The sequence below is a fragment of the Verrucosispora sp. WMMC514 genome, from assembly GCF_027497295.1.
Lineage (GTDB): Bacteria > Actinomycetota > Actinomycetes > Mycobacteriales > Micromonosporaceae > Micromonospora > Micromonospora palythoicola.
In genome coordinates this window covers 6,639,023-6,653,158 of the sequence record NZ_CP114906.1, presented here as the reverse complement: position 1 = coordinate 6,653,158, position 14,136 = coordinate 6,639,023, and the positions used below count along the sequence as shown (strand labels likewise).

Genomic DNA, 14,136 nt, shown 5'->3' with positions numbered 1-14,136 from the left:
TTGCAGCAAGTTCCCGGGAGGAGTCCTGATGGCGGTCTACACCCTGCCTGACATGCCCTACGACTACGGCGCGTTGGAGCCGGCGATGTCCGGCCAGATCCTGGAGTTGCACCACAGCAAGCACCACGCCGCGTACGTCAAAGGCGCCAACGACGGGCTGGAGCAGCTCGCCGAGGCCCGGGCCAAGGGTGACTTCGGCACCCTTGTCGGTCTGGAGAAGACCTTCGCGTTCAACCTGTCGGGGCACGTGCTGCACACGATCTTCTGGGGCAACCTCTCCCCGGACGGTGGTGATCGTCCCGACGGTGAGTTGGCGGCGGCGATCGACGAGCACTTCGGTTCGTTCGAGGCGTTCGCCGGGCAGTTGTCGGCGGCGACCAAGAGCGTGCAGGGCTCTGGTTGGGGTGTGCTGGCGTGGGAGCCGCTCGGTGAGCGGTTGATCGTGGAGCAGGTGTACGACCACCACGGCAACGTGGGACAGGGGTCCACGCCACTGCTGGTGTTCGACGCCTGGGAGCACGCCTACTACCTGCAGTACAAGAACGTGCGGCCGGACTACGTGGACCGGTTGTGGAATCTGGTCAACTGGTCGGACGTGATCGCCCGGTTCGACGCCGCCCGCGCCGCCACGCCGAAGATCTGACCGGCGTGTCCAATTCCACCCCGGCGGCCGCGGAGTTGGTGCAACGCGCCGCCGGGGTCATCGCCGCCAAGCATCGTGGTGACCTCGCCGGCGCCGAGGAACTGCTCGCCGCGTTCGGCTCCGAGCAGGCGAAGACCCTGGGGTTCCACCTGCTGGCCGATCTCAGCCTCGGGCTACTGCGGACGCACAGTGGGCAGAGCCTGGACGACCTCGTCCGGGAGCTGTCGTTGCTGGTCGCGGCCAGCGCCGGGCCGACCGAGACCTGACGGCCGGTTGTTCGTCCGGGCGGGGCGGCCCGATCTGCTCAGTGGTCCGCCCCGACCCGGATGTGACGACCGGCGAGAACGCCCGGGAAGGGGGGAGCATGGAGACCGGGAAGCGGCGGTACCTCCCACCGGTCCGGCTGTTTGACGCCGGTGCTGTCGACGGGTTGCTCGGCGACCTGCGGGACTGCTATCGGGCGGTGTTCTGCGCACCGCCCTGGAACGAGCCCTCGCAGCGCGCCGAGGAGTTCGCGGTGGCCGTACGCCAGCACGCCCACCAGGCCGGCTTCGTTGGGGCGTACGTCGCGGACAGTCAGGGCGTCATCGTCGGCTTCGCCTACGGATTCGACACCGCGCAGCCGTTTCCGACCGCCGGCAGCTACGCCACCCTCGCTGATCTGCTCGGTGAGCGTACCGACGAGCTCGTCGGCCGGCGAGAGGTCCGGGAGGTGGCCGTGCACCCCGACGTGCGGCAGCGCGGTCTCGGCAGGGCACTGCTCGCGGCGACCGTCCAGGACGTTCCATCGTGGCTGCTTACGGCCAGCGCGATCACGACGGCCACCACCTTCTACCAGCGGCTGGGCTGGCATCGGTTGATCGCGGCGGGCGGCCTGGCGGTCTACCTGAGCCCGCCCGCCTGACGTACCTCGAGATTCACGTGTTGCCGGGCACCGACCGGGGTCAGGCGCGCCAGACGGTGCCGCGTCGTTCGTACTCCAGCACCTGTTCGACCTGGACGGCGAGGGCCGCGCCGAGCTGACGCTCGACCAGCCAGAGCGCGAGGTCCAGGCCGGAGGTAACACCACCGGCGGTGACCAGGTCGCCGTCGTCGACCACCCGGGCGTCGGTGACGATGCCGCCCTGGGCCCGAAGATCGTCCACCGCCCGGTGATGGGTGATGCAGGGACGGCCGGCGGTGAGTCCGGCCGCCGACAGGAGCATGGTTCCGGTGCAGATGCCGGCGATGGTCAGGCCGCGCCGGCGCGCGGCGCTGATGGCCGCGGGCAGCACGCCCCGTTGGATCTCGTACGCCACACCAGGTGTGTCCGCCCGCCGGTATCCGCCGCCGGGCACCACGAGCAGGTTCGCCTCCCGGGGCGACCAGCGGCCGGGCACCTCGACCCGGGTGCCGTGGGTGGCGGTCACCGAACCTGTGGCGTCCACCGTGACCAGGGTGGTGGTGACGTCACCGCCGAGCCCGCGGGCCATGCCGAACACTTCGACCGGCCCGGCGAAGTCCATCTCCTCCACCCCCGGGTACATGAGGATGTGTACCCGTACGGGCCGCTTCGGCGGACTGGCGTTGGCCGCCGATGCGCCGGCGACCGCGCCGACGGTGGTTGCTGTGGCCCCGGCCGCGATCGTAGCCCGGAGGACGCTTCGACGATCCATGATGGTGCCCCTCTGCTTGGGGATAGAGACCTCTGTTCAACCAGTCGGCCGGCCCCACCATTCAGTTCCGTCGATTCGTGTCGATGCGGAGGACGGCCGGATCGGGGCCCGACCGCTCCGACCGAGCGCGGAAATCATCGCGCTGCGGTTTCGGAGGGGCGGTGGGGGCACGACCGTCACGCCCCAACCGCGGGGTCCGCTCGGGAGGCGACGGCGGCGACGAGTCGTTCGGCGTCGGCCCGGAACACGGCCTGGAGACCGATGTGGTATCCAGGCCCGGCGGGCCTCGCAGCGGACCAACCCACCCAGGATCGCGCAGCTAGGGCCTGTGTCGAAGTCCCTTGCCGGACCGCCGCCTGGCCTCCGCTCCGGCTCGACCGAGGACTTCGACACAGGCCCTAGGATCAAGGGATGATCAGCGTCATCACGCCTGTTCTGCCGGCTCACGTTGACCTGCTCGCCCAGGCCCACGAGTCCCTGCTCCGGCAGGACGGCGGCCCGGACTGGGAGTGGCTGATCCAGATCGACGGCACCCTCGAGCGGCCGGTCGAGGTGGACTTCCCGGCGGCGGTCGACGACGGCCGGATCCGGGTTGCCGCCAACGGGGACCGACTCGGCGTCAGCGCGGCGCGCAACCGGGCCCTGCTGCGCTCGACCGGGCGCTGGGTGGCACCACTCGACGCCGACGACGAGTTCTTCCCGGACACGCTCGCGCTGCTCTCCGAGCCGTTGCGGACCCGCCCGGAGGTGAGGTTCGTCTTCGGTGAGAGCGTCGACGTCTTCCCGGACGGCAAGCGGCTGACCCGCTTCACCCGCCGGCCGTACCAGCCGGGTCCGGTGCCACCCGGGCGCCTGGAGGAGGTCTGGCGGCACCACAAGAACCTGTTCTTCCATCCGGGCGCAGTGATGTTCGACCGCACCTGGTTGCTCGCCGCCGGTGGTTGGCCCGCCGGTACCCAGATGGAGGACCAGGACGTCCTGCTGGCCATCTCGACGTTCGCGCAGGGGTGGTACGTGCCGCACCCGGTCCATCTCTACCGGCAGCACCGGGACCAGACCGTGCGGACCGCCCGGTTCGAGGCCAACCGGGAGAGCTACCGCCGGTGGAGTCATGCCCGGCTGGTCGCGCTGCGGACGCTGCGCGGCGACGATCCCGACGAGTTGCGGAAGCTGGAGACGCCCTTGCCCTCGCCCGAGGAGATCAGCACGTTCACGACGCCGGAATGGCAGGCCGAGATCGCCGGTCAGGTCACCGCCGGATGAGCCCCGTTGCCAGTTGCGAATTGCGGATCACCCGGAACGATCAGGAACTGAGGCTGGTCACCGGCGCCCGGGCTGAGATCGACCGACGCAACCGTACGATCACTCAGGCGGACAATTTCCGGCACGAGGTGCTCGGGGCCGGTTGGATCAGTGACGGCGTCGACCTGGCCGCGATGGTCGCCGCCGACGCGGACGGCTGGGACCTGGAGGTCGGCGAGTCCGGGGCCGGGGCCAGCGCCGGGATGCGGCTGCTCCTCGCCGACCTGCTCCCGGCCGGGGCGGTGGACGAACTGGCCACGCTCGCCGACGGGCTGCGCGACGACCCGATGCCCTGGCATGCCGAGTGGATCCCGCCCGTCCCGCCGGCCCTGGCCGGCGAGGGCGCCGCCTGGTTCGACGTGCTGGTGCCGTCGGTGAACTGGCGGCAGGACGACGCCGCTGCCGATCCGGTGGCTCATCACCGGCACGCCCGGATCATCTGGGCGCCGCGCTGGTGCGTGGTCGTCTGGACCGGACGGACCGGTGGCGAGGGCTCGAAGTACCGGACGTGGGGGCTGCCCGACCGGCGGTTCGAGGGGCGGCCGTCGGACGGCGGCGGCGCGGAGCGGATGGCCCGCGTCCTGCGCGCGGTGGTGCGGCACATCGAGTGGTCCGTCGACATGGTCGACCTGGAGTTGGAGACCTGGGAGAACTACTTCCTGACGCAGGCGGCCGGCGACGGTGGCCTGTTCGTCGGGCCGGACTTCCACCGTCTGCAACGCCACCTCGCCCTGCTCGGCCACGGCACCGCGCTCAACCGGGACGCCATGCGTACCCTGGTCCGCCGGATCGAGATCCAGCCTGGCATCCCCGCCGACGTCCGCGACCTGGTCCGGGAGAAGTGTGAGCGGTTCCTGTCCCAGTCGCAGGCGCAGCGCCGGGCGGTCCGGCAGTCGTTCGACCTCGTCGCCAACGCCACCTCGGGCCAGCAGTTCCGGTTGGCCCAGGAGCGGGCCGACCGGGACGGCGCGTTCCAGGCCATCGTGGGAATCCTGGCGGCCGTTTTCGTGGCGCCCGGCCTGATCGCCGCGTTCTACGGGGCGAACGTGAAGGGCCTGCCGGGCGCCGACGCGCGGGAGGGTCTCTGGTTCATGCTGCTCGGTTCGGTCCTCGCCGGACTGATCAGCGTCTGCCTGATCCTGGTGGTGCGGGCCCGGTCCCGCCGTCCCCGGAGCTGAGCGGCGCGGCACCGGCCGCCGGTTCAGGTGGCGGCCCGCAACGGGCCGCCACCTGAACCGACGCGAGCAGCTACCTCGGGGTGGTCCGGGCGGCGAGGAACTGTTCCCAGGTTTCGGTGCCGGCCGATGCTTCGACCGCGAGGTTGGCGCCGGATCGGTAGGCCCTTCCCAGCTTGCCGGGGACATGGATCGGAAGGCGGACACGGCGCTTGCCGACGGCGGCGAGATAGCTGCGTTGGAGTTCCTCCAGGGTGTGCGTGTGTGGTCCGGCCAGGTCGGTCACCCGGCCAGCTGGGCTCCCCGAAGTCAACTCAGCGAGCCGCGATGCCACTTCGGCGGAGGCGACCGGCTGCCAGCGGACTCCGGTGGGCGCGAGCAGGACCGGCAACTTCGCCATGGCTCGGACTGTCCGCAACGCCAGGTCGTGAAACTGCGCGGCGCGCAGGATCGTGTGCGGGATGCCGGAGGTAGCCACGATCCGCTCCGCCCGCGCCTTGCGGGCGAAGTACCCGATCGGGACGGCGTCCGCGCCGATGACCGAGATGAGTATCAGGTGTTCCACGGTGCCCGCCCGCCGGGCGGCCCGGACCAGGTTACCGGTGCTGACGTCGTCGCCCTTGGGCCCTCCGGCGAGGTGGAGCACGATGCGTACCCGGTCGAGAGCGTGGTCGATCTCGTGCGTGGCCAACAGATCGACGGCCGCGTGCTGCACGCCCTCGACCGGCTGCCGGTGGTGACGGCTGAGGGTTCGGACCGTCTGCCCGGCATCCCGAAGCAGCGGTACGACCTGCGAACCCAGCAGACCGGTACCGCCGGTGACCAGAGTTGTGGAGGACATCTGTCGATCTCCCTCTTGTAGGTTCGGACTGCGACACGGCTACGACCCGAACCGGCCAGGAGACGTGACATGACGGTCCAGGACTCCCCGCTGCTCGACCTTTTCGAGGCGGAGCGGCCCCGGCTACGGGCGCAGGCCTGTCGGATGCTCGGCTCCAGCGCCGAGGCGGACGACGCGGTCCAGGAAGTGTGGCTGCGCTTCGACCGCACCGACATGTCCGAGGTGAAGAACGTGGCGGCCTGGCTGACGACCGTGCTCAGCCGCGTATGCCTCAACCTGCTGCGGGCCCGGCAGGCCCGGCGTGAGCAGCCGCTGGACGGTCACACCGTCGACTGGCTGACAGCGGTCGACGAGAACCGGATCCCGCAGGAAGAGGTCGAGTGGGCCGAGTCGGTCGGTCTGGCGATGCTGGTGGTGCTCGACCGCCTCACCCCCGCGGAGCGGATCGCGTTCGTCCTGCACGACATGTTCGATGTGGCCTTCAGCGATATCGCGCACACGATGCAGCGCAGCGTCACCGCCGTCAGACAGCTCGCCAGCCGAGCTCGGGCCAAGGTGCGCGGCAGGCAGGTGCGGACGGCGGATCGGGACCGTCGGCGTGCGGCGGTCGAGGCGTACCTCACGGCGACGCGGGTGGGGGACTTCGCGGCGCTGCTGACCCTTCTGGACCCCGAGATCGAACTTCGCGCGGACGCGACGGTCACCGGGACCGGGAAGCCCCTGACTCTCCACGGCGCCCTGGCCGTGGCGAAGAGCGCCGTGGCGGCGACGCCCCGGGCACGCCACACCGCCCTGGCCCTGGTCGATGGAAGCCCGGCTCTGGTCATGGCCCCACTCGGCCAGCTGTCGCTGGTGATCCAGTTCGGCTTCCTGGGCCCGGCCATCACCACCGTTCAGATCACCGCCGACCGCGATCGTCTCCGCACGTTCACTATCGCCCTGGCCGGATGACTCGGCACTGCCGCAGCGAAGCGTGCCCGGACCGCACGGCTGGCGGTCTGCACGCGGATGGCCGACGTGCGCCGGCCATGCCGGCAATGGCGGACGTGAGCGGCTTGGCGAGCGGCGACCGGCCCGTGGTTCCCGGCCCTCCCGCGTTGCGGCGCCGTTGGCTGCCGCAACGGCCGCCCGCCAAGCCTGTCCCGTCCTCGTTGTCGGTGTTCAGCCGTCGGTCAGCACGGCGGTGGTCGCCAGCCGTCGCGGTACCGGACACCGTCCGGCCGGAGCCGGACCTCGTCGTACCACGAGCCGGGCACGGGTTCGGTGTGGATCACTGCCGGCCGCTCCACCACGACGCAGACGGTCGAGCCGGGCCACCACCAGCCGCCGGATCGCGCCAGCTCGGTCCAGGCCCGCAGCTGGTCGCTCGTCTCGGCGGGGTACGCGGCCAGCCCGAGCCGGTGCAGCGTGTCGTAGTAGCCGACCCAGAACGCGTCCTGCTGGCCGTACCAGCAGACCGGGGTCTGTCGGTCGCCACCGGGCAGCCCCGCGCGGACCGGTTGCGTGAAGCCGGGTACCAGGCTGCGGTGCAGGGCGTTGCGGACGCCCCGGTGCAGCACGACGCCGAGTGGCACCTGCCGGTCGAGGGCATCCTGCGGTGGCAGGTCCGGCCAGGGTTCGCGCGCTCTGCCACGGCGGACGGGCGACAGTTCGGGGTCGGTGTGCCGGACGCCGTCGCTGAGCGCTGCCCTCATCCGGGACGCCACGGTCGCGACGTCGCTGGCCGGGGTCGGTGGGCCGGCCGGGACGGGGTCACGGACCCACTGGAGGAGTTGGTCGAGAGTGGGCAGTCGCTGGATCAGCGGCACGGCCGCGGCGGGGGAGTCCACCCAGGCGAACCGGGGCTCGCGGCGACCGGCCCGGGCGTAGATCGCCGTGAGGCACTGTTCGGTGGTGGGTCGGTCGGCGGGTTCGGTGGAGAGGGCGTACCCCAGCCACTCCTGCCGGATCACTTCGGCCTGCCGCCACAGCTTGCGGGAGGTCGGGGAGAGGGTCGCGGCCTCGTCGTGCCGCGTGGGCGCGGTCAACGCGCCAGGGCGTGTCCGCCCTTCCGGTTGGAGATCATCGCTAGATGATGGCCGATCGGGTCGCTTCGCGCAACCGGTCTGGCTGACCGGGGAGGCGTGTGAGACCGTCGACGCAAGCTGTTCCGAAGTGGACTGACGCGGGGCGGGTGGAGTCGGAGGGTGATGACTCGCCGCTGCGCTGCACGGTTCGGTGGTGCGCCTGGTCCCGGTTCAGCCGATGGCGTCGGTGACACGTAGGGCGTCGTGCACGTCCGCACGAGTGTGGGCGATGTGGTCGCGGGCGATTGTCGCGGCGGCGTCGATGTCCCGACGTCGGATCGCATCGGTCAACTGCCGGTGTTCCCGCAGCGAGTCCGCGCGCCGCTTCGGTGCGACGGTGAGAAAGTAGAACCTCGCCCGGCGACCGAGCCGGCGGATCGCGTCGGTGAGGATGCTGTTGTGTGAGCATGCGGCCACGGTGTGGTGGAACTGTTCGTTGATGCTGGCGAGTTCGGGCGCGTTGGTCGCAGCTGCCTGAGCGTCGAGGATGCGGGCGAGTTCGTCGAGTTGTGTCGCGGAGCGGCGCTCTGCGGCGAGGGCGGCGGCCTGCGACTCCAGCAGAAGTCGCATCTCGAACAGGTCGGCCAGTTCCTGCGGCGTCCGACTGCGGACGAAGGCGCCGGAGTGTGGGCGCATCTCCACCCAGCCTTCGGCGTGTAGTGAGCGCAGCGCCTCCCGGACCGGGATGTGGCTGAGCCCGAGTTGACGGGCGAGGGTGTCGGCGTTGAGGTGTGCGCCGGGTCTGAAGCCACCGCACAGGATCGCCTCGGTCAGCACTGCACTCACTCGGTCCGCGGTCGCCCCGGCCCGGCCGGTGCGTTCGAGTGTCGCGAGGACGAACGGCTCCTGAGGAGCGGCGTGACCTATAGGAACCATGGCCAGATCATAGCGCTCGCCCGTGTGGCGAGACCGACTACGTCTGTGGGTGCGGTTGCCAGCAGCAATTTTACCGGCACCTGACCACGTAGTGACAGCCGAGAAATACGGCAAGCGTCCTATAGGAAATCCAAGCCACTGGGAGGTCTCGTGAAGCGACGGACGACCACGCCACGGGTGCTGACAGCCGCGCTGGCAGGCGTACTGGTTCTGGCCGGCTGTGGCGGCGTCGCCGGCGACACCGGCGGAGCTGCCGACCCCGCGGATCGGGTGGCCTATGACGGGCCACGGCATGAGGTTCGGGTGGGCGTGCTACGGCAACCGCACCTGTCCCACGCACTGTTCTATGAACGTTATCTGCCCGAGGGGGTGACACTTGAGGTCGTTCCCTTCGCCAACTCGACTGAGATCAAGAACGCGGTCGTCAGCGGTGACCTCGAGTTCGGCGTCACCGGCATCACCTCGGCACTGCAGGGCGCGGCATCCGGAGAACGGGTCGTCGTGGTGGCCGCCGCAGCCGACGGTGGCTCGGCGATCGTGGCGGGCAAGGACGCCGGCATCACTGGGGTGGCGGATCTGCGTGGCAAGCGGATCGGCTATGTGCCGGGATCGGCACAGGACATTCTGCTGCGGTTGACGCTGCGCGACGCCGGCCTGGCGGTGGCCGACGTGAGCCTGGTGAACGTCCAGTTCGCCGACATGGCGGCGGCGTTGAGCCGAGGTGACATCGATGCCTTCTCCGGTGCCGAGGTCGGGCCGTCCGATGCGCTGGCCAAGGGGGACGCGGTCCTGGTGACCCACCCGTACGACACCGACATGGGAAAGATCAACATTGCTTTCGTCACCAATGCCGAGGTGATCGAGAAGTCGCCCGCCCTCGTGACGGCGATGGTCGCCGTACACGCCAAGGCCACGGAGCACATGGCTGCTGCCAAGAGCGACTGGATCCGGGCGGTCGTCGACCAGTACGGGTTCCGGGAGGAGTCGCTCAGCATCGCGGTCGAGAACATCACCCTGCGCTGGCTCATGGACGACTCCTATCTCGCCCAGATCAAGGTGCTCGGCGAGCAGATGCGCTCCGTCGGTTCCCTGCAACAGGAGCCCGACTACACCACCTTTGTCGATACGTCGTTCGTCGGGAAGGCGAGGCCATGACCGAGGTACTGAACTCGCCGCCGACCGCTGCTCGCACCACAGTTCGCACCACGGCCGCAACTGCCCCGGTGCGGCGTCACGTCGACCGGCTCGGACGGGCTGCCCTGGCGGTCCCGGTGCCGGTGCTGGCGCTGACGCTATGGCAGGTCGCGGTAAGACAGGGATGGGTGGCCAATCTGCCCGCGCCGGGCGACGTCGGCAGGAGCGCGCTCGACCTGCTCCAAGGTGGCTCGGCGTTCGGCTCGACCCTCGGCCTGCACATCCTCGCCTCGGCCGAGCGGGTCGGCATCGGGTTTGGCATCGCATGCCTGGTCGCCGTGCCGCTCGGGGTGCTGATGGGCCGGTCCGCGTTGGTGTCGCGGATGCTCGACCTGATGATCTCCCTGCTCCGCCCGATACCGGTCACCGCGTGGGCGCCACTCATGGTCGTCATCGTCGGAATCGGCTCGAAGTCGGCAATCGTCCTGATCGTCATCGCCGGTTTCTTCCCGGTGCTGCTGAACACCATCGCCGGAGTGAAGGCCGTACCACCGCGGCTGCTCGAAGCGGCGGCGATGTTGGGCACCGGCCGACACCGTGCCCTGTGGAAGGTCGTCCTCCCGGCGGCCGCCCCGAACGTGTTCGCCGGCATGCGCATCGGGCTCGGCTTCTGCTGGGTCGTCCTCGTCGTGGGCGAGACCGTGGGTGTGCAGACCGGCCTCGGTGCCCTCATCACCCAGGCGTGGCAGGTGAGCCGTACCGAACTCATCATCGTCGGGATGCTGACGATCGGGCTGGCCGGCTACCTTTCGGACCGTTCCATGACTCTCACGCTGCGCCTGCTGCTGCGCGGCCGTCCGCTCCTGGGAGGCCACCGATGACCGACACCGTGACTCCACTCGCGCTACGCATCAAGGACGTCGGGAAGACCTACACCGGCCATCGTGGCACCGCCGTCGAGGCGTTGCGTGGAATCAACCTCGATGTCGCCGAAGGCGAGTTCGTCTGCCTCGTCGGCGCCAGCGGGTGCGGCAAGAGCACTCTGCTGCGTCTGGTCGCCGGCTTCGAGGGCATCACCAGCGGGCAACTCGACGCCCGCAACGGCCCGGTCGACGGTCCGGGACCCGACCGGGGTGTGGTCTTCCAGGACTACGGCCTGTTCCCCTGGCTGACCGTCGCGGCGAACATCGCATACGGCCCGAGACAGCGCGGCCTGCCGAGCGCCGAGATCGCCGCCCGGACCGCCCGCTACCTCACCATGGTTCAACTGGACAGCTTCGCGGACCGATATCCCAGCGAGTTGTCCGGAGGCATGCAGCAACGCGTGGCCATAGCTCGGGTGCTCGCCAACGATCCGGCGGTGCTGCTGATGGACGAGCCGTTCGGCGCATTGGACTCGCTGACCCGCGAACGCCTCCAACACTCCCTCACCGAGATCTGGCAGCAGGTCCGACCGACAGTGCTGTTCGTTACCCACAGCGTCGAGGAAGCGCTGTTCCTCGCTGACCGGGTAATCGTCATGAGCGGTGGACCGAATCACGGTGTTCCCGGCCATATCGTCCACGAGGAGCGGGTGACTCTCGCCCGCCCCCGCGACGTGACGGCACCGGAGTTCAACAGCATCAAGCGTCGCCTGCTCGACGCCATCCACGCCCAGTTGCCGGACGTTGCCCTCGCCTCGGTCGCCCCGAGGTAGACAAACGCCACCTCGCCGCCGGTCAGGGCCGTCGGGTCCGGTCCCCGGTCCAGGCCGCTTCGAGGATCGCGGTCAGACTGGCGGTGTCGGTCGGGCCCGGGTGGTTCTGGATCAGGCGGGTGACGCCACTGGCCATCTCCGCGAAGCGGGGGAGGTCGGCGCGGGCCACGCCGATGTCCGCCAAGGTGGGCGGGATGCCGATGTCGGCGAGGAGCCCGTCGAGCCAGGCGAGGAACGCGTCTGCCGCCTCGGCGTCCGAGGCGTCGGTCACGTCGAGCCCGCACACTCCGGCGAGGATGGCCAACCGGTCGGCGATGGCGTCCCTGGCCGCGTCCAGCGCGTAGGGCAGGAGCAGCCCAACGCCCAGGCCGTGTGGCGTGTGCGTGGCTGCGCCGATGGGGTACTGGAGGGCGTGCGGGGCCGCGTTGCCGGCGTGGGAGAAGGCCAGCCCGGCGAGCATGGACCCGTAGGACATGTCGGCGCGCGCTTGCGTGTCGCCGCCGTTCCGGACAGCCCGAGGCAGGCTACGGGCGATCCGCTCCGCGGCCAGGAGGGCGTAGTGGTCGGTGATCGGGTTGCGGCCGAGGAACACCTGCTCCACCGGGTCACGTGGTCCGTGCGGCCGGGGCCGCGCGGTGTAGCTCTCCACGGCGTGACAGAGCGCGTCGATGCCGGAGTGGGCGGTGACGGTCGCCGGGCAGGTGTACGTGAGTTCCGGGTCGACGATGGCGAAGTCGGGCACGATGTGGACGCTGGAGATGCCCACCTTCAGCTCTCGGTCCGGGTCGGTCAGCACCGAGACGGGGGTGAGTTCGGAGCCGGTGCCCGACGTCGTCGGGACCGCGACGAGGGGAATCGTCCGCCCCGGCACCTTCGACTCGCCATAGAAGTCGCGCGGCGTCCCACCGTGGCGTCGGATGACGCCGACGACCTTGGCGAGATCGATCACCGTGCCACCGCCGACGGCGAGGATCACGTCGGCGTCCACCTCGGCGGCGACCGCGACGGCCAGGGCGACATCGGCCAGTGGCACGTCCGGAGTCGCGTCGGAGAACACCTCGACGGCCTCGACCCTCTTCCGCACGGCGGCGACGATCTCGGCCACGCCCGGCTGCCCCAGCAGCACCCGGTCGGTCACGACGAGGACGCGGGAGCCGCTCTCGGCCACCACTCGTGGGATGTTCTGTGCGACCCCTTCACCGACGATCAGCTGGCGTGGTCCGCGGACGGTCTCAAGCATGTCGGTGCCTCTCCGGAACGTCGATCGCCGCGTAGGTGACGTCGAGGTACTCGAGGATGCCCTCGTGTGACCCCTCCTTGCCGATCCCGGACTGCTTCACGCCGCCGAACGGAGCCGACGGGTCCGATATCAGACCACGGTTGACGCCGATCATCCCCGTGTCCAGCCCCTCGGTGAACCGGAGCGCCCGCGCAAGGTCGCGGGTGAAGACGTATCCGACCAGGCCGTGCTCGGTGTCGTTGGCCTTCGCCAGCACCTCGTCGTCGGAGGTGAACGAGATGATCGGCGCGACCGGGCCGAAGATCTCCGCGCTGAGCATCCGCGCGTCCTCGGGCACGTCGACCAGGACGGTGGGCGGGTAGAAGTGACCAGGCCCGGCTGGACGCTTGCCCCCCACCAGGACCCGGGCGCCGCGATCGACAGCGTCGGCGACCAGCCCGTCGATGGTCGCGACCGACGCCTCGTCGATCAGTGCGCCGACGTCCACGCCGTCGTCGAGACCGTGACCCACCGAGAGCGCGCCCATCCGCTCGGCGAAACGCGCGGTGAACTCCTCGCGCACCGGTTCCTCGACGTAGATCCGGTTGGCCGCGATGCAGGACTCCCCGATGTTGCGCATCTTGGCCACCATGGCGCCGTCGACCGCGACATCCAGGTCGGCGTCGGCACACACGATCAGGGCCGCGTTGCCGCCCAGTTCCATGGAGGTGCGCAGCACGTTGTCCGCAGCCTGTCGGAGCAGCACCCGCCCGACCTCTGTCGACCCGGTGAACGACAGCTTGCGGGTGCGGCTGTCGGCCAGCAGCGCGGAGACCACGGCACCGGAACGCCTGGTGGTCACCACGTTGACGACGCCCGGAGGGATGCCGACCTCCTCCATGATGCGGGCCAGGAGCAGCATGGTGAGTGGCGTCTGGCCTGCTGGTTTGGTGATCGTCGTGCAGCCCGCGGCCAACGCGGGGGCGATCTTGCGGGCGCCCATGGCCAGCGGGAAGTTCCAGGGCGTCACGAAGACGCACGGGCCGACCGGCTTCGGCACGGTGAGGATGCGGTACCCGCCCCCGGGAGCGATGCTGTAGCGCCCTTCGACGCGTACCGCCTCCTCGGCGAACCAGCGGAAGAACTCGGCGCCGTACGCCACCTCCGCCCGAGCCTCGACGAGCGGCTTGCCCATCTCGAGCGTGATCAGCCGGGCGATCTCCTCGGTTCGCTCGGTCAGTGCCCGGTGTGTCGCCGTCAGCAACTCCGACCGTCTCCGTGGTGGGGTCGCCGCCCACCGCCCCATCGCCGCGCTCGCCGCGTCCAGAGCCGCGAGCCCGTCCCCGACGTCGGCGTCCGCCACCTCGGCGATGGTCGTGCCGGTGGCCGGGTCCTCGACGGCGAAGGTGGCTCCACTCGCGGCGTCGCGCCAGGCGTCACCGATCCGGAGCCGCCGATGTTCGGGAGCCAGGACGTCCATCGGGTCACTCATTGCGCCGCCTCCTCTGATCTTCCTGGTGATGTCCGGC

At 70.3% G+C, this 14,136-nt stretch carries 15 protein-coding genes; 9 read left to right on the top strand and 6 right to left on the bottom strand.

All coding sequences use genetic code 11. The annotated features are described in order from the left end of the window. The first annotated feature begins 28 nt into the window (after positions 1 to 28). The 3 genes from O7597_RS30680 to O7597_RS30670 all read left to right on the top strand — a co-directional run bounded on the left by O7597_RS30680 (position 29) and on the right by O7597_RS30670 (position 1,547). Positions 29 to 643, top strand: coding sequence for a superoxide dismutase (locus O7597_RS30680; RefSeq protein ID WP_281581531.1), 615 nt, complete (start codon positions 29 to 31; stop codon positions 641 to 643). Between the two features lie 5 nt (positions 644 to 648). Continuing rightward, positions 649 to 909 carry a superoxide dismutase gene (locus O7597_RS30675; protein ID WP_281581530.1) on the top strand — a complete coding sequence of 87 codons (261 nt, stop codon included), beginning with the start codon at positions 649 to 651 and terminating at the stop codon, positions 907 to 909. 98 nt (positions 910 to 1,007) lie between these two features. Further along, complete coding sequence (locus O7597_RS30670) at positions 1,008 to 1,547, top strand: GNAT family N-acetyltransferase (protein ID WP_281581529.1); 540 nt, start codon at positions 1,008 to 1,010, stop codon at positions 1,545 to 1,547. Between the two features lie 40 nt (positions 1,548 to 1,587). Here the strand turns inward: O7597_RS30670 and O7597_RS30665 are convergent, their stop codons facing one another. Then, entirely contained in the window at positions 1,588 to 2,298 is a 711-nt protein-coding gene (locus O7597_RS30665) for a DJ-1/PfpI family protein (protein ID WP_281581528.1), read from the bottom strand. A gap of 411 nt (positions 2,299 to 2,709) precedes the next feature. On the opposite strand from O7597_RS30665, the gene O7597_RS30660 reads away from it, so the two are divergent. Continuing rightward, positions 2,710 to 3,561 (top strand): glycosyltransferase family 2 protein, encoded by an 852-nt coding sequence (locus O7597_RS30660; protein WP_281581527.1) that lies wholly within the window; start codon positions 2,710 to 2,712, stop codon positions 3,559 to 3,561. Next, positions 3,558 to 4,778: a CorA family divalent cation transporter gene (locus tag O7597_RS30655; RefSeq protein ID WP_281581526.1), complete on the top strand. Its 1,221-nt coding sequence runs from the start codon at positions 3,558 to 3,560 to the stop codon at positions 4,776 to 4,778. Before O7597_RS30660 ends, O7597_RS30655 begins: the two co-directional genes overlap by 4 nt. Positions 4,779 to 4,848: 70 nt before the next feature. Here the strand turns inward: O7597_RS30655 and O7597_RS30650 are convergent, their stop codons facing one another. Further along, positions 4,849 to 5,616 (bottom strand): NAD(P)H-binding protein, encoded by a 768-nt coding sequence (locus tag O7597_RS30650; RefSeq protein ID WP_281581525.1) that lies wholly within the window; start codon positions 5,614 to 5,616, stop codon positions 4,849 to 4,851. Between the two features lie 69 nt (positions 5,617 to 5,685). Between O7597_RS30650 and O7597_RS30645 the strand changes: the two genes are divergently transcribed. Next, positions 5,686 to 6,567: a sigma-70 family RNA polymerase sigma factor gene (locus O7597_RS30645; RefSeq protein WP_281581524.1), complete on the top strand. Its 882-nt coding sequence runs from the start codon at positions 5,686 to 5,688 to the stop codon at positions 6,565 to 6,567. 221 nt (positions 6,568 to 6,788) lie between these two features. Here O7597_RS30645 and O7597_RS30640 read toward each other — a convergent pair whose 3' ends face one another. Together O7597_RS30640 and O7597_RS30635 are read right to left on the bottom strand one after the other, a co-directional pair. Beyond that, the gene (locus O7597_RS30640) at positions 6,789 to 7,643 is read right to left on the bottom strand and encodes a DUF6745 domain-containing protein (protein ID WP_281581523.1); all 855 of its coding nucleotides are present in this window, start codon (positions 7,641 to 7,643) and stop codon (positions 6,789 to 6,791) included. A gap of 210 nt (positions 7,644 to 7,853) precedes the next feature. Continuing rightward, complete coding sequence (locus O7597_RS30635) at positions 7,854 to 8,468, bottom strand: GntR family transcriptional regulator (protein ID WP_281581522.1); 615 nt, start codon at positions 8,466 to 8,468, stop codon at positions 7,854 to 7,856. A gap of 240 nt (positions 8,469 to 8,708) precedes the next feature. Here O7597_RS30635 and O7597_RS30630 point away from each other — a divergent pair, with 240 nt between their 5' ends. The 3 genes from O7597_RS30630 to O7597_RS30620 are packed head-to-tail and all read left to right on the top strand — an operon-like array spanning position 8,709 to position 11,388. Further along, positions 8,709 to 9,713 carry an NrtA/SsuA/CpmA family ABC transporter substrate-binding protein gene (locus O7597_RS30630; RefSeq protein ID WP_281581521.1) on the top strand — a complete coding sequence of 335 codons (1,005 nt, stop codon included), beginning with the start codon at positions 8,709 to 8,711 and terminating at the stop codon, positions 9,711 to 9,713. Continuing rightward, positions 9,710 to 10,573, top strand: coding sequence for an ABC transporter permease (locus O7597_RS30625; protein ID WP_269742165.1), 864 nt, complete (start codon positions 9,710 to 9,712; stop codon positions 10,571 to 10,573). The genes O7597_RS30630 and O7597_RS30625 overlap by 4 nt, the downstream gene beginning before the upstream one ends. Further along, a complete protein-coding gene (locus O7597_RS30620; RefSeq protein ID WP_281581520.1) occupies positions 10,570 to 11,388 on the top strand; it encodes an ABC transporter ATP-binding protein in 819 nt (272 codons plus the stop codon). Before O7597_RS30625 ends, O7597_RS30620 begins: the two co-directional genes overlap by 4 nt. A gap of 22 nt (positions 11,389 to 11,410) precedes the next feature. Here the strand turns inward: O7597_RS30620 and O7597_RS30615 are convergent, their stop codons facing one another. Next, complete coding sequence (locus O7597_RS30615; protein ID WP_281581519.1) at positions 11,411 to 12,628, bottom strand: iron-containing alcohol dehydrogenase; 1,218 nt, start codon at positions 12,626 to 12,628, stop codon at positions 11,411 to 11,413. Beyond that, positions 12,621 to 14,099, bottom strand: coding sequence for an NAD-dependent succinate-semialdehyde dehydrogenase (locus O7597_RS30610; protein ID WP_281581518.1), 1,479 nt, complete (start codon positions 14,097 to 14,099; stop codon positions 12,621 to 12,623). The genes O7597_RS30615 and O7597_RS30610 overlap by 8 nt, the downstream gene beginning before the upstream one ends. Between the last annotated feature and the right edge of the window lie 37 nt (positions 14,100 to 14,136).